The organism is Gammaproteobacteria bacterium, assembly GCA_013696315.1.
Taxonomy (GTDB): domain Bacteria; phylum Pseudomonadota; class Gammaproteobacteria; order JACCYU01; family JACCYU01; genus JACCYU01.
In genome coordinates this window covers 1-24,511 of sequence record JACCYU010000140.1, presented here as the reverse complement: position 1 = coordinate 24,511, position 24,511 = coordinate 1, and the positions used below count along the sequence as shown (strand labels likewise).

Below are 24,511 nucleotides of genomic sequence, written 5' to 3'. Positions count from 1 at the left end.
ACTGGAAGAAGAGCGTACGCCACCACCATCGGCGCGTCCCCGTGCCGTGCCGCCGCAGGTTGTGAAGCAACGCGAGACGGCCGGAGCTGCCCGGGCAGATGGGGATCGGCCTTCGCTGTTTGCCGATCCCCGAGACGAACGGCGCGCGCCGGGGCCTACTGTCATGCGCCAACCACCGCGATACGATGATTCCAGCAGTCACTACGAGCGCACCGGCTCCGGGCGCTCCTGGTTGACCCTGCTGTTGGCGCTAGCCTTGCTGGCCACCAGCATCTACGCGGCGAGTCCGCTGATAAGAGACCAGTTCGGCATCGACATCGCCGCGATGGTGCATGAGACGGTGGGTGGGCTTACCGGCGCCCCGCCGACTGAAACTGCCGCGCAGAGTGCCGCCGGCGACACGGCGCAGGAAACCGGCGGTGACACGGAAAACCCGGACCCGCCAGCGACGGAGTAACTTCATGGCAGCGGCTTACCCTTAGGTAGTCTGTCAATTGCTTTGTCTGTTCGTCTGACGCTCGGAACCTAACATTTCCCGGCACCCCCGCGTTGTGCATCATCCCCGTTGCTCTTTTGCGGTTCTCAAACTTTCCGGCATTTCAACCGCGGGATTGTTGATGAGGTCGTAAAGAATATGTGCGGCTTCCTTTAACAGCACCTGACTCGGATCGAATCCGCCGTCACTTTTCTCGTTCGTCCGGACGGGAAGACCGCTTGCCTTGCGGTAAACGGTTTGGCGGTTGTCGCTCGCCTGCTCCATGCTTTCCATCTCGTTGCGCCGCTTTGATTCAAGCAGGCTGACCGAGCGCTCGTTTTGCGCCATTTCGCTGGCGCGTATTTCCTGCATCAGGTATTTGAAAGCCGGGTTTTGCTGCATTCGCTGCACGTGTCGTTCCCGCACATCGTTGACTTCCGCTGCGTGCGTCGCGCGCGGCGAATAAGCGGCAGCCTCGATCTCATCCCACGGCAACGCGTTGTCCAGTGCGCGTTCGCCCTGCTCGTGATTGTCGATAACCGTGGGAAACCGGATATCCGGCACCACGCCCCGATGCTGCGTACTGGCGCCGCTGACACGATAGAATTGCGCCACAGTCATGGTGATCTGGCCCAGTGTCGCATCGCTTTCGTCATCGATCCCATTGTTCAGGTCGACCATTTGTTGCACCGTTCCCTTGCCGAATGTCGGTTCGCCAATAACCACGCCGCGATGGTAGTCCTGAATCGCGCCGGCGAAAATTTCGGACGCAGACGCGCTTAAGCCGTCCACCAGTACTGCCAGCGGACCGCTGTACGCGATGTCCGGATCGGGGTCCCGCAGGACTTCCACGCGCTCGGTCGTATCCTTGACCTGAACGATGGGGCCAGACTCGATAAACAGACCGGTCAACTGCGTAGCCTCCGTCAGCGAGCCGCCGCCGTTGCCGCGTAAATCCACGACAATGCCCTCCACCTTTTCCTGTTGCAGTTCGCGCAGCAGACGGCGAACGTCACGGGTGGTGCTGCGATAGTCTGGAACCTTGCGCGCGTAAGCTTCGTAATCCAGATAAAAGGCCGGCACCTCGATCACGCCGATGCGCACCTGACCGTCGCTCGTCGGCACCTCTATCACCGCTTTTTGCGCGGCTTGATCTTCCAGTTTGATTTCGTTGCGCGTCATCGTAATGACCTTGGCGGGCGCCTCGATGCCCGCGCCCTTGGGCAGCACCTGCAAGCGTACCGTGGTGCCTTTGGGCCCGCGTATCTGATCGACCACATCATCCAGGCGCCAGCCTACAACGTCGATAATCGCGCCGTCTTCGCCCTGCCCGACGCCGGTAATGCGATCCTCGACCCTCAGTTGATAGCTCGTATCGGCAGGCCCCCCGGTCACGATTTCGCGGATTACCGTGTGTTCGTTTTCCGATTGCAGTACCGCGCCGATTCCTTCCAGGGAGAGACTCATGCGGATCTCGAAGTCTTCGGATGCGCGGGGCAGTAGATAAGCCGTGTGCGGCTCGATCGACTGGGTAAATGCATTGATGAACAGTTGATAAACGTCTTCGGTGCGGTATTGATCGGTTTGCCTGCCCAGACGCTCATAACGCCCGCGCAGCGTGTCGGTCAATTTGTCTCCTTCCTGGCCCGCAAGGCGCAGGCTCAGCACATCGTTCTTGATCCGTTTGCGCCAGATCTCGTCCAGCTGTTCGCGGCTGGCCACCCAGGGTGAATCGCCACGATCGAATACATACGATTCATCCACAGTGAAATCGAAGTCCCGCTCCAGCAGGCGTTTTGCGTGCTCGACTCTTTCATGCAGACGCTGCCTGAATACGCGGAATATGACGAATGCCGGCTCCGGGTTCGATGCGCGCAGATAATCGTCGAGACGGGTTTCGTAAGCCGAGAGTTTATCGATGTCGGATTGCAGAAAATAGCTGCGCCCGGGATCGATGCTCTCAATGTAACGGGTGAGGGTCTTGCGCGACAAAGCGTCGTCCAGGGTCGGCTTCTTGTAGTGATATTCGGTGAGAAAACCCGTGATCAGTTCGGTTTCGAGCAGTTGCGAGGCCGTGGGTCGCAGCAGCGGCTGAGCGGGAACATCAGCGCGCAAGGCGGCGCTCGTAAGCGCCAGCGGCAGCACTACAAACGCCAAGCGTAGTGGGGAGAACGTCAACATCAGATTTGGCATGGGAATTGGGACATACGAGCGGGTGGCAGATTCACAGGTTCATTATCGTACGCGCAACCGCAAGGTTAAACAAAGAACGCATTTTGCACGCCGTCCAGCACATATTGAGTGGCAAAGCCGCGGCCGGGATTCACCAATAATTCTCCGTTGTGATGTGTCCCTTTTCCTTGCGCTTGTTCTTTTTCAAACCGCGCGCTTCGAGTACGTCGCTAGTGTCGCCGACCATCGCCGGATTGCCGCACAACATGACCTGCGAATCGTCCGCAGTGAGCGCGATGCCGGCTCTTGCTTCCAGCTGACCGTCCTCGATGGCCGATGGGACTCGGCCCTTGATGGCGAAATCCGTGTCCTCGCGGCTGACGAAAGGGATGTAGGTCAGCTGTTCCGGATGCGCCGTCATCAGCTCGCGGATCGTGTCCTGGTAAGTCAGCTCTTCGGCAGTGCGTACGGCGTGCGCCAGCACGATTTTGCGGAAGCGCGCGCAGGGTTCGTCGGTTTTCAGAATGGCGAGGAAAGGGCCCAGGGCGGTGCCGGTGGACAGCATCCACAGATACTTGCCATCCGGGACCTCGGCAAGCGTGAAGAAGCCGGCGCCTCTTGGCGCGAGCCACACCTCATCGCCCGCGGTGAGGTGAAACAGCCGGTTCGACAGGGGACCGCCGGGCACGGTAATTGAGTAGATTTCCACGTAGCGCTCGTGCGGGGCGTTGACGAACGAGTACGGGCGACCGACCCTCTCGCCGTCGATATCCAGCCCCAGACGCGTGAACTGCCCGGCTTTGAAAGGCGCCACGGGCGCATCGATCCGTAGCGAATAAAGCTGGCTGGTCCAGCGCCTATTGTCGATGACGCGCCCTTCAATCCAGCGACTCATAATGATACAGATGATTTCATAAGCGACAAAAGACTCAAGGATAACCCCTTACACCGGGCGCTGTCAGCGCGAGCCTCGCAGGCCCTAAAGTAGATTCGATATGTCGCGCGGAATCCGTTACTATAAAATCAATCGTTGTCGCCGCGTCATTCCGGACGTGTCGCGATAACGCATCCGCTCCCGCGGGCAAGGTGAAATACCTTGCGGTTCAAGTGGCCTAAAAAGGCCGCGCCTATAAACTAAACCTCGTATCGATGCTCAATCACGCGTGGCAGAACCCGGACGCGACCCCGGCATTGACGCGCTCTGAAAAAAATGAAGGAGACTGCTTATGAGTGCCGCACTCGAACAATCTCGCGAAGGTGATCCTCTCGCCATTCGCCGTTCCGAGAATTATCAGCAGGAATACGTCCACAGCTTCGTCGATAAATGGGATGAACTTATCGACTGGGACAGCCGCGCCGAGAGCGAGGGCCGCTTTTTTATCGATCAACTCAAGGAGCGCGGCGCCAAGAAGATTCTGGACGTGGCCACCGGCACGGGCTTTCACTCGGTGCGCCTGTTACAGGAAGGCTTCGAGGTGCTGAGCGCAGACGGCAGCACCGAAATGCTTGCGAAGGCGTTCGACAACGCGCGCAATCGCGGTCAGATTCTCACCGCCGTGCAGGCCGACTGGCGCTGGCTGGCGCGCGACATTCACGGCAAATTCGACGCCGTGATCTGCCTGGGCAATTCCTTTACGCATCTGTTTTCGGAACGCGACCGCCGCAAGACGCTGGCCGAGTTCTACGCGGCCCTGCGTCACGACGGCGTGCTGATTCTGGATCAGCGCAACTACGACAACATTCTGGATACGGGTTTTTCGACCAAGCACAAGTATTATTACTGCGGCGACAACGTCTCGGCCGAACCTGAGCACGTGGACGAGGGACTTGCGCGCTTCCGCTATTCGTTCCCGGACGGCTCCAAGTTTCACCTCAACATGTTCCCGCTGCGCAAGCGCTACACGCGCCAGTTATTGCACGAGGTCGGCTTCCAGCGCATCGACACCTACGGTGATTTCAAGGAAACCTATCGTGATAACGAGCCGGATTTCTTCGTCCACGTCGCCGAAAAGTGGTACGAACTGGACGCTGAGGAGGTGTAATCATGGCCGCATCTTACGCAGACAGTTCGGTCAACACCGCCCGCGATTACTACAACAGCAAGGACGCTGATAATTTCTATTATTTCGTCTGGGGCGGCGAAGACATTCACGTCGGGCTGTACGAGTCGGAGCAGGAACCGATCGCCGACGCCAGCCGCCGCACGGTCACGCACATGGCGGCGCGACTTTCCGGGCTGAACGAGCAGTCTCACGTGCTCGACATCGGCGCCGGCTTCGGCGGCTCCATGCGTTATCTGGCGCGTAACTACGGCTGCCATGGCGTGGCGTTGAATTTAAGCGAGGCCGAGAACATGCGTAATCGCGAGATGAACGCGGAACAGGGACTTGGCAATCAGATCGACGTGGTCGACGGCAGCTTCGAGGACATCGATTATCCCGACGCGAGCTTCGACGTGGTGTGGTGTCAGGACGCCATCCTGCACAGCGGTCGGCGCGAGCGCGTGCTCGAAGAAGTCGCGCGCGTGCTGAAACCCGGCGGCGAATTCGTCATGACCGACCCCATGCAGGCGGATGACTGCCCGCCGGACGTGCTGCAGCCGATCCTCGACCGCATTCACCTGGAAACGCTGGGCTCACCCGGTTTTTATCGCGATACGATGACCGGGTTCGGCCTGCAGGATCTCGGTTACGAGGATCACGCGCAACAGCTTGTCACGCATTACTCGCGCGTGCTCCAGGAGCTGAAGTCCCAGGAAGCAAGGTTAATACATGGGCGTATCATCAGCGCGGAATACATCGAGCGCATGAAGATGGGCTTGAGTCACTGGGTGGAAGGCGGCCGCGAGGGTTATCTGGCGTGGGGGATTTTTCACTTTCGCAAACAATAGACGGTGCGCATGCCTGATAGAAGCGAGGTGCTGAACCACGATAGATCGAGCTGACCTCAACACGCATAATCCCTGGTATCAGTTCGTCCACACGCGTTAGCTGGTGCGTCACGATTGGAATCGATCATTGCCAGAGCCGCGAGACCATCGGTAAATGCCTGCGTGGAACAGTTAAGACAAGCTGATTTTGCGGCGATCAGTCGCAAATCACGTGCGCGATGATTTCGTCGGTTACCCAGCGTTTGAGCAGACCTGCCGCGCGCAGAGCCGCTTGAGATTCTTCGGTCCATTCGCAGAGTCCCGCGCAAAGTTCGCCAAAGGTTTCGCCACGCAGGCACACGTCAATCGCCCAGGCTTCCTCGGCGCCAAGCGAGCGCCAGTGAATCTCCAGCTGTTTTCGCCACAGTAGCCACGGTGTCGTTATCGCGGCTTTTTCCAGAGCGGGGAACGTCTCGTGCTTGTCGATGGCCTGCCACATCGAAGGCGCGTTCCAGTCCAGATTCAGGCGTCTTACCGAGGGATGGAATTCCAGCCGCATCGCCGGCCACGCCGTCGGGGGCAGCGCCGCGATGTCTTCGATGCTGAGCGCGACGGCATCTTCGGCATCGAAGACCTCGCCCTGCGCCCATTCGAAAGCCGCCAATTCGGCCAGCAGCGGTTGCGCGTCATACGGCGGCGTCCGCTGTACAAAATTGCTCAAATGCGTGCCGAACCAGCGCAGCGATGGATGCCTGGAAGGATGGGCGTCAATATACGCGCGGCCTAGCGTCGCAAACTCGCCATCGCCGAGCAGCGTCTTGAGCGCGGGAAAATCGTTCTCCAGCGCTTCCAGCAGGCGCAGACGGTAGGCGTTGCCGTAGACCGCCAATCTTTCCTCCGCGCTGGCTCTGGCCGTGCCGGCCACCCGCGCGGTCACGCGCTGCTCGCCGTACAGCAGGTAGGCGTGAAAGTCCTCCTGCAGGCGCGCAAGCCCGGTCATGCCGCGAGCTCGGCCAGGATCGGCTCCGCGATGCCACGCGCGTGATTCAATTCGGCCAGCAATTCGGGCAGCGGCGGTATGTTGCTGTCGCGTTCGATCATGGTGGAGACAAATCCGAAGCGCCGCACCGCCTGCGCATACAGCGACCACACCGGATCGATCACTGGATGGTCGTGGGTATCGATGACGATACCGCCGTTGTCCGTGTGACCGGCCAGATGAAATTGACAAACGCGCGCCGCGGGCACGCCATGCAGATAATCCAGCGGATCGAATCCGTGATTGCTGGCGCTGACGTAGATATTGTTGATATCGAGCAGCAGCAGGCAGTCGGCGCGCTCAGTGATGGCGGTCAGGAAATCCCACTCGCTGATGGCCGACTGTGTATAAGTCACGTAACTGGAGACATTCTCCAGCAGGATTCGTCGATCAAGGAAATCCTGCACCTGTCTCACGCGCGCCGCGACGTGCTCGATGGCTTCTTCCGTATAAGGCAAGGGCAGCAGGTCGTGCATATTCTTGCCGTGCAGCCCGGTCCAGCACAAATGATCCGAGATCCACGCGGGCTCGACGCGTTGGGCCAGCGTCTTGAGCTGTTTTAGATAATCGTGATTTAACGGGTCGCTGCCGCCGATAGACAGCGACACGCCGTGCATGACCATGGGATACCGCTCGCGGATACGGTCGAGGTAGTGCAGGGGCTTGCCTCCGCCGACCATGTAATTCTCGGACAATGCCTCGAACCAGTCGACCCTGGGCCATTCGTTAACGATGGTCTCGTAGTGCTCGGTGCGAAGCCCCAATCCGAAACCGAGATAGGGGCGGCTGGAAGTGAATTGACTCTCTGGCATGGGAAAGACCGATGTTGAAGTGCTAACTTGAGCCATGCCCGCACCCGTTTTGCGCGAGCATCTGGCGTGTGGCGGCACCCGAGTTTAACTTGTAACCGCCGGTATCAAGCGCCCGCGGTGATTGTGCCGCAAACGCCGGCAATTGCCAGTCTGCCAGTCCTTTCGCAACGCCTCACCTTGCGGTTCAAATCCTCGTCAAGCAGTAACGCCTGGGGCACCTTCCCTGGATGTCGGTGCCTCAGGCGGACCACGATGCGGGTCTGGCCTTAGTTGGCTTGTTTCATGCCTTTTCCCAGAAACCCCTTTACCATCACAAATTCTCCGCCTTCCTCTGCGCAAGCCTCCTCGGTCATGGTCAGGAACCCCTTACCCTCGCAGGCATTTTTTCCTTCGCAGGCATTGTTGGCTGTCTTACAGTCACTCTTGCCTTTGCACGCATTAACACCCATGCAGTGGCCCTCCGCGCTCTCGCCTGCCGATGCGGTCATGGGCGCCGTGGCGAATAAAGTAGCAGCGGTGGCGGCCAGCGCGAGGCCGGTCATTCTCTTGGCAATCTTCATAAGTATTCTCCGTAAAGTTGGTTGGTGACCGATATGGTCGGAACCGAAGCTGCACCATCCCGCGTCCTCTCACGCAGGTACGACTGAATAGTACCGGCGCATGTAACGCCTTTGGATGTTACCTCGCATCGGAAAGATCGTCTGTGCGGTTCCGTACTAAAGCGGCGTCTGACGATACTAGTACGGTCTGGTTTATGGATTCTTGCCATGAATCAGCGCCTTTGGTCTTTGGCCATATCTGCGGACGGGAACAAATACCGCCCCGCCAGTTAGTGTAATTGGCGTGAAAGCACGGCGAGCCGTCATTAATGCGTATTCTTGTTCAGGGAAAACACTGATTTTGCGCGCGTATCCGGCGTGTGGTGGCACACGCCGGATGTTGCTCGCTTGCAGTCCCTGTGCCTGCCGCAGATGTTGACGGTACAGGGCCGCGCGGGGCCCGGATATTGATCCTGGATAGAACCTCGAGGCGAGCTATTAGCCGCTTGCCGAGCAGCCTGCTCCCGCGCCGCCAACTGCGTCGCGCAACCGGGCAGCGATACTTTCACAAACAAAGCGGCGGCAGCGGTGGCCAGCGCAATAGCGTCTGGCGGATTAATGTTTTTCATGGTCTGCGCCTCTCTAAACGTAAGTATTAGGTGCCCCGAGCGAGCGTCGTTGCCGAGCAGTCCGTTTGGTAAATGCCAGGTGTTCGGAACACTTGTCCGGCCGATCGTGTATGCAGTCAATCACTCTCATGCACGTTCTAGCGCTTTACGTTCTAGTGCGGTCTGTTTCGATTTGCCGCCTTCAGCGCCTCGCCGGCCGTCCAGATCGAGACGCCGAGCAGCACCAGGTCCTTCGCCAGGAATTGTCCGGGAAGCGCGGAGGGTGCGGGGAACCCATAACCGGGTTCCCACACGCCCGGCGTCGTAAGCATGAAACTTAACGTCGTTACATACAACACGATGGAACCCATGCTGCCGATGGCGGACAACTTCGGCGCGAACGCGCGGGTGGCGATCAATAATCCAATCGAGATCTCGATAACCCCAATCAGGTTGGAGAGCATGCGCAAACCGAACGCCTGATAAGCCCAGACAAAAAACGGGCTGTTGGCCACGAAGGGCTCGATGTTCGCGGCTTCATATGCGGTAAACTTCAACAGCCCGATCCACAAGAAAACTACCACTAGACCGTAACGAATGACGATCTGGCCGATACCTTGAAGCGTCTCTGCGTGCCTGCTATTCGTCGTTGTTGCCATGAGAGTCTCCTTGTGATTCAGGCGTCTGAGTAGTAGAGCGGAGCGCTGGCTTTACAGCAGCAGGCGAACGGAGCCGATGGATAATCAAATTCAAGGTAAATGGGGCGGCTCCTTCCGCCCCCGACCTTTCATATGGATTCCGCGTTCATAGCCCAAGCTGAAGATGGTGATTCCCCTGCGCGAAGTTCCCTCAATCGGTGTCCAGACTTCCAAGGAACTCGATCATATCCGCTCGCTGGGCAGTATCAGGCAGGAAGAAGGGGTGAGGAGCAGTGGCGCCGCTGGCAGGATCGAGTAGGTCATCCAGGCTCGTAACAGAGTTGTCGTGCAGGAATACTGGCTTGCGCGCAAGGTCCAGCAGAAGAGGTAATCCCGTGCCTCGCTCCAGCCCGCGTATGCTGGCATTGACCACCGCCATCTTGTCATCAAAGATGTTGACCGGGTTTTCGACGATGTTGCCAGGCGTATTCAGGGTCGGGTTTAATGGCGGTGTACGCCGGGCCAGAAGGACGTCCGGATCGTCACCCGGGAATATCGTCTCCATAGCGACGATAAAGGGCGGCACAAACCTGCTCTGGTCTACGTTATGGCAACCAGTGCAACCCACGGTGCGGAATAGTTGACGTCCGCGCTCGACGGCCTCGACATCGTCATCCGCTCCCGGAGGCGCTTCAAGACTGACAAGATACGCATTCATGTTAATCAGCATGGTGTTGTCCACACGCACGCCGAGCGGAAAATCCTCGGTGCCGGCAGCGGCAGGATCGGCAGGCGGGCTGGCCTCTATATAGGGGAAGCCGGTAACGCCGGTCTCGGCCAGCACCTCCAAGTAATCGTTAACGACCTCATTGCCGGCCGCCGCACCGCCGAGCGTCGTCACAAACGCACGACCTCCCGGAGATGTGACGTTGGTGGGATCAAGAAGCGCCGTGTAAACCAGGTTGCTGAAGTTATCCAACGTGCTAAGAGCGCCCTCGCTACCAAACGGAAACGCGAGGTCCTGGCGGAACAGCGGCATGTTGTGCATGGGGTCGCCGTTGCCGTCGACCGTATCGTCGAACATGCCTCTAGGATAAAAAGTCTTATTCGTTAAGTACGCATCAGCGTCTGCTTCCGTCGAGTCTTCGGTCAGACCCTCCGGCGACCGGCCGAGGGTGGCGCCACCAGTGGCATCAAGGGCAAGCTGCAATACCGGATAGAAAGCCCGCGAGTTGGTGCCTAAGGCAACCAAACCGCCAAAGTCGAGTGTGTGGGGCGCACGACCGTCCAGACGGCTTCCGATCGAGCCTCCGCCTGGCATGTTGAAAACCGCTCTATCAGCGATTGTGTGGCACAGCGCGCAGGTCGCACCTGTCTTGTCGCCAGTAGCGACATCGATTGCCCCGTCACCGTTAGTATCTTTCGGAGCGAGACCGATGACTGCGTTGGCGCTGATCAACTGCAGCGTGGTATTCACGTCATTGAGCATCGGCGCGTTCGCCGGCGAGAGATCCGTCGCAAGCTCCGCGCGCAGGGCATTTTGAGTAACGATATCCAGGGCATCGAAATCCACACTCAGTCCCAGCCGCAGAAGATCGAGGGGAGTGAAATCAGTTGCGAGGATTCCCTCCTGCAACCGTACGGCGTCTGTCCAGAAGAACTCGTTGCCGAAAGTGGCGAATCGGAACACGTCGCGGCCAGCTACGGCATCTCCGAGTTCCGGTTGAGTCGGCATCACGTTGGTCTGAGGCCCGTCAGAGCCAACATCAGCTTCATCATCATCGTCGCCACCGCAGCCCGTGAGTGACAAGGAAGAACCAAGGATTACAGCAAGATAGAACCAAATATTATTCTTCATGATGGCGCCTCCAAGTTTCCAGCGATATCGACTATGTCCGTGGCGGGTCACTGACGGATCGTCTTCAGTGTCAATCCCGTGTCTTTAAGGTTCCGAGCATCGATGACCGAAGTAGCGTTGTTTTCCTTACAGCTGTCACGTATCTCAAGAACCGCGCGTTCGTCCGTAAATTTTCCAGGCAGGCGCAGGCGCCAGGAACGGCGGACCGAATGCCGGCCCGCCGCGCGTTGCGCTCATAACATGCTAAGGCGCTATTTCTCGCCGCACTTGCCTTCACCGCATTTCCCTTCGCCTTTCTTATCCGCTTTGGCCTGTAGCTTGCCCTTGCCTTCGCCGCATTTCCCTTCGCCACATTTGCCTTCCTTGCCGGCTACCATGTAGCCGGAGGACAGCTGGGTCATGCCAAAAGGATTGTCGCCGGCACTGGCCACGGGAATAGCGATCATGCCAGCTGTCAATGCCGCGCCGACCGCGATCGCGAGAGGTTTCAGGTTAGTTCGTTTGCTCATTAGTAAAATCTCCATACATATTTGGTTTGATTTGTCCGCGCGCCAGGTCCGTAGTCGAGCAGCATGGCTTGCCATTACGCCGCGGCGCTCTTTCCATCATTCTCACGAATAATCAGTCCGCGTTAAACGAAGTTAGCACGGGGATATAAATGATGGATAAAGACAATGTAAAGATTCGGTAAAGGCTGAGGAGGGTCAAGCGGAGAAGGTAAACCAGACATCGCTTCGGCAACGCAACTCAGCGCAGACTCAGCTGTCGCGAGCCTAGATTAGTTCGCTTACGCAGCAGGCCTGGTCCCTGCGGAACAAGTCTGCGCCCATTCATAGCCGGTTTTTGCGCCTCATAGCTAGCGTTGGAACCATTCACGCCGATGTTCCTGGCTATACGATTCAAATCCCGGCGTACCATTCGTAGCCGTCGTCCTCCCAGTAACCGCCCTTGCCGCCGCCGATCTGAGCGAAGCTTTCCACCAGCTCAATCCGCATGATGTATTTGGCCATTTTGTAACCGAGCTGGCGCTCGATGCGTACGCGGATCGGCGCGCCGTTCTTGATCGGCAAGGTCTGATCATTCATCTCATAGGCGAGGATCGTCTGCGGATGGTAGGCGTCTTCCATATCGATGCTTTCGTAATAGAGCGTGCCCGCATCGTCCATGGGGTCGGCACAGTGGAAGACCACGTAGCGTGCATTCGGGAGGGGCTGCACGCGCTCAAGGAGCGCGGCGAGCTTTGCGCCTTTCCATTTGCCAATGGCGCTCCAGCCTTCCACGCAATCATGGCGGGTGATCTGGGTGCGTGAGGGCAATTCACGCAGTTGTGCTAACGAAAACGCAGTCGGCCGCTTCACTCGGCCGGCGACTTTGAGCCGGTAGTCCGCGAACTCATTTTGCGCCAGCGCCTGGTAGGCCGGATTTTCCGGATTTGACGTGCCATTGCTGCGAAAAAAGGGCGATAAATCAGCCTCGGTAAACTCCTGCGCCAGAGAGCTTCTTGAAGTTACCAGATGCTGCGCTGCGCTGCTCAGTTTTTCCGCACCTTCCAGAAGCTTGACGAATCCTTGGCTGCGCGACAGGTAATCGCAGCCGGATAGTAGCAGGGCGCCGGCGGTACCAAGAGTGCCAGCGAGAAACCGGCGGCGTCCGCTTCTATTGTCGGCTGTCATTGGTGGTCTTCTTGATCCGATAGCGCCCGCTAATCATCGAGCGCAGGTTGTTCCAAAAGCCGGTAACGATGACCTCGAAGACATGAATCACGACGAACGCCACCAGCGCCACGGCCGCGAGGAAATGCAGGGTACGGGCCGATTGGCGGCCGCCGAAAAGGTCCAGCCATCCTGGAATCAGCGAATCCAGCCAGAGCGATAGGGCCCAGCCCATCAGTATGACCAGCGGCAGCAAGCCGAAGATGACCGCGAGATAAGTGAGCTTTTGCAGCGCGTTGTAACGCTTGGCTGCTTCGCCGCGGGGATGACGGAAGACCAGGTGATCCTTGATCGACCTGCCGATGCCGCGCAGGTCAGTCTTCGTCGGCGCAAGATCGTGGGAAAAATGTCGACTGAAGAACGAATAGGCTACGTAGAGCAGGCCATTGATGACAAAGATCCAGGCGAAGAAGAAATGCCAGCGCCGCCCCAATGCCAGTGATTGCGAGCTTGGGACCGTCGCCCAAGCGGGAAAGCCGTGCTCTAGCCATTGCCCCTGCATCTTCGATGCGCCGAACACGCCAGTAGTATTGAATTCCCGGCCGAGGAGCCGGGTAACGCCGATAGTCTCGCCATTCATCTGCTTCGCGGACATCGAGAGAATCGGCGGCTTCCCGGTATATGATGATTTGCCCCAATAAAGACTCGGGTGGGCGTTAAATATCTGAAGACCGCTCATGAGCAGAATCAAGAGGCATAGAAAATTAACCCAGCGTAATTCGCACCGGGAGGGTATGGCGATAGCTCCAGCGCTTACGCACGGATGCGTCAGTTCTAGTTGCTTGGGGAGACTAAGTCAGAACTTCTCCTAACGAGGTGCTTTAATAAATCCCTCCTCCTCTGACATCATCATCTGCTCCTGTTCGCCAGCATCCATCATACCGTCCTTGTTTTTATCCATGGTGGTGAACATCTTCATGTGTTCCTTCTCGGAAATCATCCCATCCTTGTTCGTATCCATCATTTCCATACTCATCATTCCCATTTCGCCACCTTTCATTTTCATCTCATCCGCGACGGCGGAGCAGGTGATGGTGGCAAGCGCGGCGGCGAAGGCTGCATAAGCTAGGTTGGTCATCGTATTTCCTTTAAGAAGTAAATTGTGAGGTCTACTGAATACCAGGGCACAGCCCCGTTCCATTCGATGCCATCTCTTAACGGGCGGCCAAACCGACGCCGTCAATCGAATGTTCGCTAGTCGCTTACAGCAGGATTAGGCCAGCGTCCGATTGCACCGAGCAGAAAGGATCGCAAACCGATGTAAAGGTAAGACAAAGATCATGTAAGGATTTGGTAAAGAAGCGACGCCAGTTGCATCACGCGGGCAAGGTGAACCAGATACAGGTTTCACTGGCTGAACTCTCAGAGCCAACCCGACCATGGTGAGCTTCGACCAGCTCTTTAACGATGGCGAGTCCTATCCCTGCGCCACCATGCTCTCGCGAGCGCGATTTATCGGCTCGATAGAAGCGCTCGAAGATCGAAGGGAGATCTTTCTCGGAGATAGGATCACCGGTATTGGCGAAGGTCGCCTTCACTGATCTAGGCAGGCGCTCGACGGTTATACGTACGTGTCCCCCGTGTGGCGTATATTGCCATGCGTTATCAAGAAGGTTCTGGATGACCTGCGCCAATTTTTCGGAGTCGGCCATGATCTCCTGTTCGCCGAGGAACTGAGTCTCGACTGTAATGGCTTTATCGGCGAATTGACGACCAAACAGAGTCAGGGCATGGGTCAGCAGCTCACTAAGATCGACCGTTTCCCGCTGCAAGGTCAACCGGGCCGCATCCGCCACACTCAACCTTAGAAGATCCTCTGATAGATTTCCAAGTCGCAGCGTCTCTTCGTGCAGCAACTCGACGATTTTCGTCGAAGGGGCTAACACGCCGTCGCTCATGGCTTCAAGGTATCCGCGGATATTCGTTAGCGGCGCCCGCAGTTCGTGAGCGATATCTACCACCATGTTCTTTCGCAGTAGCTCGGTCCTTCGTAGGCTGTCGATCATCGAGTTAAACGCCTTACCCAGTTCGCCGACCTCGTCGCGGGCAGAGACATCGACCTTTGCCGAGTAGTCGCCATCGGCGATCTTCCGGGTAATCGCGATCATCTGGTAAAGGGGACGCAGGATCATCTTGATTAACAAAAAGCCGGGCAGCAGTGCTAACAACAACGCTGCGAAACCCGCCCAAGCCAGATACTGGTGGGTCGCGTCCAGAAACATCTGCATTATTTTTTGCTTATTGGGGATGTCATTCTCAGTCAGCAAGTGAGAGAAGTAACTGAAGGCGACGAAATCAATGGCCAGCCAGGCAATGATCAGGGCAAGGACAATGACCAATGCAATGACGGCTAGCAGCTTCCATAAGAGGCGGCTAGTTGTCGGACGCGTATCCAAGGCCTTAACTACCTGGTCGTCTATCGACATCGGCGAACTGATATCCGAGACCTCTCGCGGTCAATATCTGACGGGGTTTGGATGGATCGTCCTCTATCTTCTGCCGCAAATTTCCGATGTGAACATCGATTACGCGGTCAACGACAGTGCCCCCGTTTGGGGCAAGAAGATCCAATAGTTCATCGCGAAGGAAAATCCGTCCTGGCGCGGACATCAGCACTTCCAGCAGCCGGAACTCGGAGCGAGCCAGCGGTACGCTGCTCCCGTTCAACGTCAATTTGCGCCGATCACGATTCAGTACCAGGCTACCGCACGACAAGGTTCCATTGGGCGGCGGTTCGATCTTCGACCGTCGCAGGATAGCCTTGACCCTTGTCACGACTTCCCGCGGACTGAAGGGCTTGGCAAGGTAATCGTCGGCGCCGAGCGCCAACCCTTTAATACGCTCGTGCGCCTCTCCCAGGCCAGAGAGCATCAGGATGGGAACAGCGGACGAGGCCCTGATCTTCTGACAAACATCCCAGCCATCAAGATCCGGAAGCAACACATCGAGAATCACTAAGACAGGGTCATGCTGTGAAGCCAAATCGAGCGCCCGCTGACCAGAATACGCGGTGATTGTTTTAAATCCTTCACGCTCAAAATAGATGGACAGCAGCTCGGATGTCTTCTTGTCGTCCTCGACGATTAGGAGCGGTCCTCTGGAAACCGTTTGGTTCATGTTCGGCACCTCTGAGCCATTCGCTCCGACAAGGCTGGCGGGCGGATTATGGCAGTTTCGGATCTTCACGAGATCGGGTGAGGACATTCCGGCGCCGGTTCTTCGCCCATTTTTTCCGTAGTTCGGAGTGTTTGGCCGAACCAAATGGCGCTCCGCCCTTGCGATCAAAGGCTGACCGATCGCACTGACTGCCATTAGTCACTGCGCTAATACGCGTTGGCAGAGATTGCATCCCACAGAATCGCACACCGTTATAAAGGTGGGATAAGGATCAGATAAGGATTTGGTAAAGAGGGGCTGCCAGTCGACTCACACCGGAAGAGTGAGCCAGACGCAAGTTTCAAAGGCTGGATGCTCAATGTCCGGTAGATGCGGTAGTAGCCCAATCCGGAGATGCTGTCGACCTCGAGCTTGCCAGTTGCGGGTCCTCCCACAGGCTACCACTGACTCTCGTCGAGCCCGGACTGCGGCCGGTCCGGATCTGCCGCCCGCATGGAGCAATCATCCAGGTCTGGCGAAGCTCACCTTAGATTTGTATCGTGGAACGTTCGACCGAATTGGGGGCGATTCATTCCTCGCCGCGCCGCCTAGCTTGTGCAAAAGCGCTCGCACGCTCGGAGTAGCTAGCGTTGTCAGGTCGAAGAGTCCCATGTATATCAAGTTGCTCCGGTCCATCGCGATCGGCGAATTGATAGCCGAGGCCCCTTGCAGTCAATATATAACGAGGCTTGGATGGATCCTGCTCGATTTTTTGTCGTAGGTTCCCGATGTGAACGTCGATGACTCTGTCAACGACCACTCCGCCGGTCGGATAGAGGCGATTCAACAGTTCGTCCCGCATGAAGATCCGCCCAGGCGCGGTCATAAGGGCCTGCAGAAGCTTGAACTCGGAGGGAGTCAGTGAAACGATATCGCCGTGCAAGGTCACTTTGCGCTTATGTATATCCATAACAAGCCCATGGTGTGACAACAAACTCTTTGCCTCCGACGAGTCGGGCTGCGCGCGACGTAGAATGGCCTTTACTCTTGCGACTACTTCCCTGGGGCTGAAGGGCTTTACGACGTAGTCATCCGCGCCCAACGTCAGTCCTATGATGCGATCCTGTGTATCCCCCCGCGCCGTCAGGATCATGATAGGGATATCGGAAGAACGTCTCAGTTCCTGGCAAACCTCCCAGCCATCTATGTTAGGTATCATCAGGTCAAGGATCGCGAAGATAGGATTGTGCTGCCTGGCCAGGTCCAAGGCCTGTCGGCCCTCGTATGCGGCAATTGTCCTAAATTCCTCCCTCGCAAGATATATTGATAAGAGGGAAGATGTCTTCTCATCATCTTCCACAATCAAGATGGGCCGTTCAGGAGGGGTCGAGCTCATAACATCACCTTTGAGTCCGAAGGCATCGCAAGGCGCCTTCCATGAGTTATCGCCACAGCGTTTTGTGCAGGAGCCTCGATGCGCGTTGCCCAGCCTCACTGAAGTTACTCCCACAGGAGCAAAAATTCTAGCGTTAGCATGGCCGCCACGATCGGTGATTCACCGCTCTGCGCAGCAGGATAAATCTCAATCCGTTGACTCGCAGATATTACACGCAACTAACGTACCACCATCGTCAAGGAACGGCAGACTAATCCATAGATTTCAAGGTGCAGGCTGGGTGAAAACTACTGCGTTGTCAATGCAGGGACTCACCGCTGTTTTCCACCGTGTCAGCGTTTAGAACGAAGGAATTGAAAGAGTAATACTTGTTTCAGAATTGACTGTCTGTTCGATAGCGCACACACTATGTTGCGGACCCCGTGTGGCATTGCAATATCGAAATGCCATCGTTGGCCCGGCGTGGCCGCGAGCCATTATTTTACGTGATGCGGTGGCTTAGACCCAGCGCTGGTGTAAAACCGCGATTTACGAGAAGAGAATAACCGAAACATAAACCGGTGATACCAAAGACCGGCGAGCACGCCGCGCCAGCCGATCGTCGCCCTGACATAACGTTTTGCGCGATCGGCGTAGGTGCCGCGCAGCGCATCGACGCCTCCCCTGGCGAAAAGCTCCAAATTGACCGCGCTGCCGATCAAGCAGATATGGGTCAAGGCCTGGGGGAAATTGCCGAGAAAGGCGCCGGTCTGGTCATCCATCTCCTCGGCGTATAAGCCAACATCATTGGCGCGGGCGAGCAGCGCTTCGAAGAGCGCCTTCGCCTCAAGCGGCCGGGTCGCGAATAACAGTGCATCGACCAGCCAGAAGCTGCACACGAGAAACGGCGCTTCCTTGCCTTCGAGTCCGTCCTCGCCCCGGTAGCGCCAGACGAAGTCGCTTTTGCGCAACTCTTTCTGTACCGCATCGAGCGTCCGGCGCAATAACTGCTCATCCGCCGGAAATCCAATCGCCGGCAGCAGCAGCAGCGAGGCGTCCGACACCGTCCCTGAAAAGGATTGGCACAAATGGTCGCCGTCAGCGCTGCGGCCATGAGCAAGCGTTTCGTCCAGGATGCGGCTGCGCAAGCTAATCCAGTCGTCTTGCTCGCCGAACAGCCGTATCGCCCTATCGACTGCCGCCCAGCACGATGCCTTCGAATGCACGAAGTGCTGCGGCGCCCCGCGTATCTCCCAGATTCCCAAGTCTGTCTCCGACCAGCAGTGGGTAAGAAACTCAACCAGCTTCTCGAACATCTGCTTGTCCTTTGCCGCGATCTTGCCGCCCAGCGCCTTAAAGGTCAGTACGCCTTCCATCACGTAAGCGTAAAGATCCGTCTGCCGCTGGTCGTACGCGCCGTTGCCGGTCCGCACCGGTCGGGAGCCCGCGTAACCTTCGAGATGATCCAGGCATTGCTCTTTGACGTCGCGCTCCCTGCCGATCCCGTACAGGACTTGAAGATCGGGGAACGAGCGCATCGATGCTTCGCGCAGGAACCCGTAAAACTGGGTCGCCTCGCTCGCGTAGCCGAGCGAGGCGAGAGAGAACAGTGTCAGGCTCGCGTCGCGGATCCAGCAGAAGCGATAATCCCAATTACGTTCGCCGCCGAGATGTTCGGGAAGGGAGGTCGTAAGGGCGGCAACAACCGCGCCGGTCGGCGCATAGGTCATGAGCTTCAAAGCCAGGGCGCTGCGTTTGACGGCCTCGACATACGGGCCTTTGTACCGGCAGTAACTGAGCCATTCGCGCCAGAATGCGGTAGTTATCGCCTGCAATTCGTCGACTCGTTCGCGCGTGACGGATGCAGGTTTTGCCATCACGACGATAAAGCGCACGTCGCCGGAGTGAACCGTGGCCTTTGCTTCGGCGCGATCGCCGGAGATCGTGAACGCAAGGTCGGATTGGAGCATCGCTCCGTCGCCGCCGACAACGATGGCGTTGCCGGCCATCGACAGTTGCGCACGCTCCCGGGCGAACACGACGCTCGGCCGATAAACACAGTCGAGTTCGACCTCGCCTTCCAGCCCCTCAATCCTGCGGATCAGCCATTTCGGGGCATTCAGGCTGACATAATCGTGCGCGCTGGCGTTGGGTTTCCGGCCCACCGGCATGAAATCAGTCACCGCCAGGCAGCCCGATTCCGTGCGGAATTCGGTGCGCAGGATGTTCGTGCCATCGAGATATGCTCGCTTGCTTTTGAATTGCGCCCGTGGTTTTAGGTCGAGAAACCCGCCTTTATGATCGTCGAGCAAACGGCAGAAGACCGGGTCGGAATCGAAGCGCTCGAGACAGCACCAGTCGATGCGGCCGTCCGAAGCGATCAGCGCGCCGCCGTGACAGTCGCCGATCGCCGCGTAATCGCCTATCGGCCGATAACTCCCGACGCTTTTGCCCGCGCGTTCAGCCATTATCGCGGAAGGCCGGATACAGACTCATCGCGCCATCCACGAACAGTGTCGTGCCCGTGACGTAGTCCGACGTGTCGGATGCCAGCCATATCGCCGCTTTCGCGACGTCGTCGGTCTCGCCGAGGCGGCCGTAAGGGATCAGTTTCAGGAGCTTGAGCCGCGCCTCCGGATCCTCCCACTCTTCGCGGTTGATCTCCGTCTTGATCGCGCCGGGTGCGATGGCGTTCACACGGATTTTGTGCTCGGCGACCTCTTGCGCCAAGGTTCTCATCATCTGCTGGATGCCACCCTTTGAGGCGGCATAGTTCACATGCCCCGCCCAGGGAATAAGCTGGTGCACCGAACTCATGCAAATAATCTTGCCATGGGCCTTCGATACGGGTGATTCGCCTTGCGCGAGAAATCGACGAATCGCCTCGCGCGCACACAAGAACTGACCGGTAAGATTAACCTCGATAACGGCGCGCCAGTCATCGATCGTCATCGTCGTTACCGGCGCATCCTTCTGTATGCCGGCGTTGGCGACCACGATGTCGATGCGCCCGAAAGCGTCGATGAAATCGTCAAACATCTTTAGTATTTCATCTTCGCGCGAGACGTCGGCCTTAAGCGCGGTCGCCTCACCACCGTGATCACGAATCTCGCGGACGATCTTGTCCGCGGCTTCCTGCTTGCCGCGGTGATTGACGCCGACTGCGGCGCCGGCTGAGGCAAGCGCGCGCGCGATGGCCGCGCCGATGCCTGAATTGGCGCCGGTCACGAGCGCCTTCTGGCCGGCGAGGCTGATCGTATTTCTGGGGTCCATAAACTTTATCCTGGTATGGCGGATACCGTCTGGTGGACAAAATCAACAATCGTTAGCTGCGCCGTTTACCTATGTGGTCGCGATCGAGCCGCCGTCCACGCGCAGATTGCTCCCGAGGATGAAGCTCGCCTGCTCGGAGGCGAGAAAGACGACAGCCGCGGCAACCTCGTCGGGACTGCCGGGGCGATGGAGTTCGATGTGCGGCCGTTCGTTTTTCAAAAACGCTTCGAGCGCTTCGTCAAAACTCGTACCTTCTGCGTCCGCCCGTTCCTGCAGCATACGCTCGACCAGAGGCGTCCTGATGAAAGCGGGAGAGACCGAGTTGACGAGAACGCCATCCATGGCATAAGCCTTGGAGATGCTTTTGCCGAAGGCGATTAATGCCGCCTTGGCGGCGTTATAGTTGGGAATATCGGCGTCCGGCTGGACACCCGATTCCGAGGCGATGCTGATGATGCGTCCCCATTTTTGTTTCCGCATTGCCGGGAGAAAGGCGCGTGTTGCCCGCACTGCGATCATCAGGTTGAGCTCGATGTCTTTGTGCCAATCTTCGTCGTTAAGTTTGTCGAAGCCAGCAAACTTTCCGACGCCGCCGGCGGCATTGACCAGCACGTGCACAGTGCCGAAACGCTCGAGCACTGCCTGGGTTAGATGGGTGACCGAGCGCGCTTCGGTCAGATCGGCCACGAACGGTTCGATCCTGCCGCCGTTTTCAGACATTTCGCGGGCGGTTTCGTCGATGCGCTTACGCTGATGTCCGATCGCGGCAACCTGCGCGTCTTCCGCCAGGAACGCCCGCACCATCGCCTTGCCGATGCCGCCATCCGCGCCCGTGATAACCACTACTTTCTTCGAAAGACCAAAATCCATTGCATTCTCCTTATCTTTGAACACTCAAAACTTCGCGATCAGGAACACGCCGCCCAGCATCAAGCCGCAGCCGATCAGGCGCGCGATGCTCGCGTCGTGCTGCTCGAAGCCGATCCAACCGAAATGATCGAGTAGCACCCCCCAGATCAGCTGGCCGGAGACTACGAACCCGATCAGCGCCGCGGCGCCCAGTTTTGGCGCGAGCAGAATACTGCCGGTGAGATACATCGTCCCCAGAAGACCGCCGGCGATCCACGTCCACCACGGCGCGGCTCGGATCATCGCCGCAGCCGGCGCCGTATCGGTTACGGCCCAGACCAGCACGCTGGTAAGGCAGAAGCCGACCAGCATATTGACCGCGGCTGGCAAATAGAGATTGCCCAGGCTCTCGCCCAGCAGCGTGTTGCTGGCAATCTGAGTCGTGACAAAAACGCCGCACAGCAGCGCCAGCGGTGCGAGTGACCAACTCATCGCATCTCTCCTGTGTGTCCATCCGGATCGCGGAGCAGTCGCCGTTCTCCTTCCGGGCTATCTAGTTCGATGAGCGTTTCCGTCCACCACAAGTCATCTGCGCCGGTATCCGCCGGCATCGGCCGACCTCCCCGCGGGGCCAGGTATTCCATAAGCTCGAGTCCGAACGTGCCGCGGCCGAGCAGGGAGGTCACTTGAACGCAAGCACCCGGTAGCCCACTCAACGCCGCCTGTTCGGCACCAAAGTTGTGCGCCTCAGCGATCACCGAAAGACCGATTTCATCGCGATAAAAAGCGACGCTTGCCGTGGTGTACGCGACCACGATAGCGCTGTGATCGACGCCGAGAAAAAGCTCTTCGTTTGTCCCACGCCACGCCGCTTTTCTCTTGTCCGGCGGAAAGCGAATCAGCTCGAGCGGGTGGCCGTCCGGATCGCGGAAGTACAACGCTTCGATGCCGCCCGAGGCGGGATTCCAATCGGGCAGGGTCTGCGGCGCGGATGAAATCAGCTCGACGCCGTACGTCCGCAGGCGCTCGAAGGCGGCCCCCATGTCGCGAACCACGATCGCGATGTGCCGAAACCAGCGGTCGTTGGCGCGGCTGTCGGGCGGCATGGGGCGCAACGCCTGCGGCGCTGCCCGCCGTAAGGCCAATCTCATTTCTCCCATCCGTAGCTCAATCTCGTCCGCTGTGGCCGCCATACCTTCGAAGCCGAGGACATCGACGTAAAAAGCCGCAGACCGCTCGAGATCGGCTACCGTCAGGCGCACTCCGGCGCAGCGCGGCACGGTTTCACCCGCCATCAGGCAAGCCGCTCCGCGATGACATCGCCTACCCGCAGCGCGTTGGCGACGATCGTCAAGGTCGGATTGACCGCGCTGCTGGACGGCAAGAAGGCGCTATCGACGACATAGAGATTGTCTACGGCATGGGCACGGCACGTGATATCCAGCGCGGAGCTCGCGGGATCGCGCCCGAACCGAACAGTGCCGCATTGGTGCGCAACGCCGGAAAGCGGAATCTGTTGGCCGATATAAGCCCGCCGCGACAGCAGCGGCATTGGATGATTAGCGGATTTCAGCGCTTGTTGAAAACGCCGCCGCAGCTGGCGATGCGCGCCAAGATTGTTGGCCTGGTAACTGAGGCGTATGGCGCCAGTGGGATCGATCGTAACGCGGTTTTCAGGCTGCGGCAGGTCTTCGCTTATCAGCCAGAAGTCGATCGTATGGTGGGCGACGGCATCAAGCAGCCGCCGTGGCACGGGTATCGGCGCCTGCGGCGCCAGCTGAGCACCGTCCAGCTTGCCCAGCATCTGTATATGCCCGAGCGGAACCTTGCTTTCCCCATCTCCATTATAGAAATCATTCAAGCCGAAGGTCTTCTGAAAGCGCGTCGGGTTTCGCGCTCGCATCAGCCCAGCAACCGCGGAGTTGATGTGGCACATGTAATGTCGACCGACGACGCCCGAGGAATTGGCGAGCCCGTTCGGGTGAGGGTCGTTGGCGGAGCGCAGCAGCAAGGCGGCCGAGTTGATCGCGCCGCAGGCGACTACCACGATGTCGGCCGCGTACGTTTCGGGCTCTGTACCGCAGCGCGCTTGCACCGCGGTTACCTCGCGGCCCGACGCGCTGGTTTCCAGGCGCTCGACATACCGGCCCGTCAGTAAGGTGACATTGCCTTTCGCGAGTGCCGGGCGCATGCAAATCACCTCAGCATCCGCCTTGGCATGCAGCAGGCATGGGAAACCATCGCAGGTCGCGCACTTGATGCACGGGCTGGTTTGTGGCCGGCTTTCATCGAGTCGTAGCGCAAGCGGGAGCGGAAAAGGTCGGCTGCCCCTGCGCGTAAGGCTGTCGAATAGCGCCTGCATCGCCGGCTGTGGATGACCGGCGGGTGATTGCAATCCGCATCGCACGGCGGTTCGGTGGGATCGCTGCCGCGACGGCCGTGCACCTGATACAGGCGTTCGGCCGCCAGGTAATACGGCGCCAGATCGGCATAGCTTATCGGCCATGCGGGAGAGATCCCGTCTTCGTGTATGGTCTCGGTAAAATCACGTTCGCGCAGGCGGAACAGGGCCGCGCCGTAAACTTTGGTATTGCCACCTACGCAATAGTGCGTCGCCGGTTTGAATTTGCGTCCTCGACGATCGAGCCACTCCTCGCGCGTCTTATAGCGGTTGCGGACGAAAACAGCGTCTGAATTCCAGTTCTCCGCTTCGCGCGGCAGGTAGTCGCCGCGTTCCAGAACCAGCACGCTTTTTTGCGTTGCCGCGAGCCGCCAGGCCAACGTCGCTCCGCCGGCGCCGCTGCCAATGATGATCACGTCATAGCGGCTGGTAGGACTCATGGGCGCTGCCACTAGGCATTAAGTTGCAATGAACAGATATGCCGCCGATAACGGGATTCTCCCACGCATCGGCTGCATTTGCTTTGAAGAAAATCGATGACATGAGGCACGACGACCGCCACCGTCACAAGGCCACAGGAAAGAGCAGCGTACGCTCCGACTGGCGGCGGCAGAAAAGATCGATCATCGGTTTCGTTGGTGGAACCGGGGCCAGTGGCCCCGGTTCCTGCCATCAGCTAACGTTGCGGATATCGTGCATAGCTTTCGGGCTTGGGGCACGATCGCGACAGAGGCCCCAGAGGCACCGGCCCTTTGCCGGCGCCTCTGGAACAGCTCTATCAAATGAGTGTGCGAC

At 58.3% G+C, this 24,511-nt stretch carries 23 protein-coding genes and 1 pseudogene; 3 read left to right on the top strand and 21 right to left on the bottom strand.

The window, feature by feature from the left end:
• The first annotated feature begins 163 nt into the window (after positions 1-163).
• Positions 164-457, top strand: a complete 294-nt coding sequence (locus tag H0V34_08340; protein MBA2491696.1) for a hypothetical protein — start codon at positions 164-166, stop codon at positions 455-457.
• Positions 458-556: 99 nt separating this feature from the next.
• On the opposite strand, the gene H0V34_08335 is transcribed toward H0V34_08340, so the two are convergent.
• Complete coding sequence (locus tag H0V34_08335) at positions 557-2,656, bottom strand: carboxy terminal-processing peptidase (GenBank protein MBA2491695.1); 2,100 nt, start codon at positions 2,654-2,656, stop codon at positions 557-559.
• A gap of 142 nt (positions 2,657-2,798) precedes the next feature.
• A complete protein-coding gene (locus H0V34_08330) occupies positions 2,799-3,542 on the bottom strand; it encodes a ferredoxin--NADP reductase (GenBank protein MBA2491694.1) in 744 nt (247 codons plus the stop codon).
• A gap of 331 nt (positions 3,543-3,873) precedes the next feature.
• On the opposite strand from H0V34_08330, the gene H0V34_08325 reads away from it, so the two are divergent.
• Together H0V34_08325 and H0V34_08320 are read left to right on the top strand one after the other, a co-directional pair.
• On the top strand, positions 3,874-4,689 hold the full coding sequence (locus H0V34_08325) for a class I SAM-dependent methyltransferase (GenBank protein MBA2491693.1): 816 nt from the start codon (positions 3,874-3,876) through the stop codon (positions 4,687-4,689).
• A gap of 2 nt (positions 4,690-4,691) precedes the next feature.
• Positions 4,692-5,537 (top strand): class I SAM-dependent methyltransferase, encoded by an 846-nt coding sequence (locus H0V34_08320; protein ID MBA2491692.1) that lies wholly within the window; start codon positions 4,692-4,694, stop codon positions 5,535-5,537.
• Between the two features lie 196 nt (positions 5,538-5,733).
• Here the strand turns inward: H0V34_08320 and H0V34_08315 are convergent, their stop codons facing one another.
• The 19 genes and pseudogenes from H0V34_08315 to H0V34_08225 form a co-directional block, all read right to left on the bottom strand.
• Complete coding sequence (locus tag H0V34_08315; GenBank protein MBA2491691.1) at positions 5,734-6,516, bottom strand: putative DNA-binding domain-containing protein; 783 nt, start codon at positions 6,514-6,516, stop codon at positions 5,734-5,736.
• Entirely contained in the window at positions 6,513-7,367 is an 855-nt protein-coding gene (locus H0V34_08310) for a DUF692 domain-containing protein (protein ID MBA2491690.1), read from the bottom strand. Before H0V34_08310 ends, H0V34_08315 begins: the two co-directional genes overlap by 4 nt.
• A 266-nt stretch (positions 7,368-7,633) precedes the next feature.
• The gene (locus H0V34_08305; protein MBA2491689.1) at positions 7,634-7,927 is read right to left on the bottom strand and encodes a hypothetical protein; all 294 of its coding nucleotides are present in this window, start codon (positions 7,925-7,927) and stop codon (positions 7,634-7,636) included.
• Positions 7,928-8,232: 305 nt separating this feature from the next.
• Positions 8,233-8,535 (bottom strand): hypothetical protein, encoded by a 303-nt coding sequence (locus tag H0V34_08300; protein ID MBA2491688.1) that lies wholly within the window; start codon positions 8,533-8,535, stop codon positions 8,233-8,235.
• 152 nt (positions 8,536-8,687) lie between these two features.
• Entirely contained in the window at positions 8,688-9,173 is a 486-nt protein-coding gene (locus tag H0V34_08295; protein ID MBA2491687.1) for a DUF417 family protein, read from the bottom strand.
• A 190-nt stretch (positions 9,174-9,363) separates the two neighbouring features.
• A complete protein-coding gene (locus tag H0V34_08290; protein ID MBA2491686.1) occupies positions 9,364-11,010 on the bottom strand; it encodes a hypothetical protein in 1,647 nt (548 codons plus the stop codon).
• 251 nt (positions 11,011-11,261) lie between these two features.
• Positions 11,262-11,519, bottom strand: coding sequence for a hypothetical protein (locus H0V34_08285; protein ID MBA2491685.1), 258 nt, complete (start codon positions 11,517-11,519; stop codon positions 11,262-11,264).
• A 390-nt stretch (positions 11,520-11,909) separates the two neighbouring features.
• On the bottom strand, positions 11,910-12,683 hold the full coding sequence (locus H0V34_08280) for a molybdopterin-dependent oxidoreductase (protein ID MBA2491684.1): 774 nt from the start codon (positions 12,681-12,683) through the stop codon (positions 11,910-11,912).
• Complete coding sequence (locus H0V34_08275) at positions 12,667-13,401, bottom strand: cytochrome b/b6 domain-containing protein (protein ID MBA2491683.1); 735 nt, start codon at positions 13,399-13,401, stop codon at positions 12,667-12,669. Before H0V34_08275 ends, H0V34_08280 begins: the two co-directional genes overlap by 17 nt.
• A 129-nt stretch (positions 13,402-13,530) precedes the next feature.
• Positions 13,531-13,800, bottom strand: coding sequence for a hypothetical protein (locus tag H0V34_08270; protein ID MBA2491682.1), 270 nt, complete (start codon positions 13,798-13,800; stop codon positions 13,531-13,533).
• 238 nt (positions 13,801-14,038) lie between these two features.
• A complete protein-coding gene (locus H0V34_08265) occupies positions 14,039-15,148 on the bottom strand; it encodes a HAMP domain-containing protein (protein MBA2491681.1) in 1,110 nt (369 codons plus the stop codon).
• Positions 15,123-15,839: a response regulator transcription factor gene (locus H0V34_08260; GenBank protein MBA2491680.1), complete on the bottom strand. Its 717-nt coding sequence runs from the start codon at positions 15,837-15,839 to the stop codon at positions 15,123-15,125. The genes H0V34_08265 and H0V34_08260 overlap by 26 nt, the downstream gene beginning before the upstream one ends.
• 568 nt (positions 15,840-16,407) lie before the next feature.
• Positions 16,408-17,214, bottom strand: a complete 807-nt coding sequence (locus tag H0V34_08255) for a response regulator transcription factor (protein ID MBA2491679.1) — start codon at positions 17,212-17,214, stop codon at positions 16,408-16,410.
• A 476-nt stretch (positions 17,215-17,690) separates the two neighbouring features.
• The gene (locus H0V34_08250; protein MBA2491678.1) at positions 17,691-19,505 is read right to left on the bottom strand and encodes a glycoside hydrolase family 15 protein; all 1,815 of its coding nucleotides are present in this window, start codon (positions 19,503-19,505) and stop codon (positions 17,691-17,693) included.
• Between the two features lie 148 nt (positions 19,506-19,653).
• Positions 19,654-20,466, bottom strand: coding sequence for a glucose 1-dehydrogenase (locus H0V34_08245; protein ID MBA2491677.1), 813 nt, complete (start codon positions 20,464-20,466; stop codon positions 19,654-19,656).
• Positions 20,467-20,535: 69 nt separating this feature from the next.
• Positions 20,536-21,336, bottom strand: a complete 801-nt coding sequence (locus H0V34_08240; GenBank protein MBA2491676.1) for an SDR family NAD(P)-dependent oxidoreductase — start codon at positions 21,334-21,336, stop codon at positions 20,536-20,538.
• 24 nt (positions 21,337-21,360) lie between these two features.
• The gene (locus tag H0V34_08235; protein MBA2491675.1) at positions 21,361-21,807 is read right to left on the bottom strand and encodes a DMT family transporter; all 447 of its coding nucleotides are present in this window, start codon (positions 21,805-21,807) and stop codon (positions 21,361-21,363) included.
• Complete coding sequence (locus H0V34_08230) at positions 21,804-22,610, bottom strand: VOC family protein (GenBank protein ID MBA2491674.1); 807 nt, start codon at positions 22,608-22,610, stop codon at positions 21,804-21,806. The genes H0V34_08235 and H0V34_08230 overlap by 4 nt, the downstream gene beginning before the upstream one ends.
• Positions 22,610-24,156 (bottom strand): annotated as a pseudogene (locus H0V34_08225) (GMC family oxidoreductase). Before H0V34_08225 ends, H0V34_08230 begins: the two are co-directional and overlap by 1 nt.
• Positions 24,157-24,511: the final 355 nt, after the last annotated feature.

Coding starts and splice junctions, on each gene's coding strand:
- H0V34_08300 (MBA2491688.1), bottom strand. CDS start 8,535: ATGAAAAACATTAATCCGCCAGACGCTATTGCGCTGGCCACCGCTGCC.
- H0V34_08335 (MBA2491695.1), bottom strand. CDS start 2,656: ATGTTGACGTTCTCCCCACTACGCTTGGCGTTTGTAGTGCTGCCGCTG.
- H0V34_08320 (MBA2491692.1), top strand. CDS start 4,692: ATGGCCGCATCTTACGCAGACAGTTCGGTCAACACCGCCCGCGATTAC.
- H0V34_08330 (MBA2491694.1), bottom strand. CDS start 3,542: ATGAGTCGCTGGATTGAAGGGCGCGTCATCGACAATAGGCGCTGGACC.
- H0V34_08265 (MBA2491681.1), bottom strand. CDS start 15,148: ATGTCGATAGACGACCAGGTAGTTAAGGCCTTGGATACGCGTCCGACA.
- H0V34_08280 (MBA2491684.1), bottom strand. CDS start 12,683: ATGACAGCCGACAATAGAAGCGGACGCCGCCGGTTTCTCGCTGGCACT.
- H0V34_08240 (MBA2491676.1), bottom strand. CDS start 21,336: ATGGATTTTGGTCTTTCGAAGAAAGTAGTGGTTATCACGGGCGCGGAT.
- H0V34_08270 (MBA2491682.1), bottom strand. CDS start 13,800: ATGACCAACCTAGCTTATGCAGCCTTCGCCGCCGCGCTTGCCACCATC.
- H0V34_08275 (MBA2491683.1), bottom strand. CDS start 13,401: ATGAGCGGTCTTCAGATATTTAACGCCCACCCGAGTCTTTATTGGGGC.
- H0V34_08230 (MBA2491674.1), bottom strand. CDS start 22,610: ATGGCGGGTGAAACCGTGCCGCGCTGCGCCGGAGTGCGCCTGACGGTA.
- H0V34_08340 (MBA2491696.1), top strand. CDS start 164: ATGCGCCAACCACCGCGATACGATGATTCCAGCAGTCACTACGAGCGC.
- H0V34_08290 (MBA2491686.1), bottom strand. CDS start 11,010: ATGAAGAATAATATTTGGTTCTATCTTGCTGTAATCCTTGGTTCTTCC.
- H0V34_08255 (MBA2491679.1), bottom strand. CDS start 17,214: ATGAGCTCGACCCCTCCTGAACGGCCCATCTTGATTGTGGAAGATGAT.
- H0V34_08325 (MBA2491693.1), top strand. CDS start 3,874: ATGAGTGCCGCACTCGAACAATCTCGCGAAGGTGATCCTCTCGCCATT.
- H0V34_08305 (MBA2491689.1), bottom strand. CDS start 7,927: ATGAAGATTGCCAAGAGAATGACCGGCCTCGCGCTGGCCGCCACCGCT.
- H0V34_08315 (MBA2491691.1), bottom strand. CDS start 6,516: ATGACCGGGCTTGCGCGCCTGCAGGAGGACTTTCACGCCTACCTGCTG.
- H0V34_08245 (MBA2491677.1), bottom strand. CDS start 20,466: ATGGACCCCAGAAATACGATCAGCCTCGCCGGCCAGAAGGCGCTCGTG.
- H0V34_08235 (MBA2491675.1), bottom strand. CDS start 21,807: ATGAGTTGGTCACTCGCACCGCTGGCGCTGCTGTGCGGCGTTTTTGTC.
- H0V34_08310 (MBA2491690.1), bottom strand. CDS start 7,367: ATGCCAGAGAGTCAATTCACTTCCAGCCGCCCCTATCTCGGTTTCGGA.
- H0V34_08260 (MBA2491680.1), bottom strand. CDS start 15,839: ATGAACCAAACGGTTTCCAGAGGACCGCTCCTAATCGTCGAGGACGAC.
- H0V34_08295 (MBA2491687.1), bottom strand. CDS start 9,173: ATGGCAACAACGACGAATAGCAGGCACGCAGAGACGCTTCAAGGTATC.
- H0V34_08285 (MBA2491685.1), bottom strand. CDS start 11,519: ATGAGCAAACGAACTAACCTGAAACCTCTCGCGATCGCGGTCGGCGCG.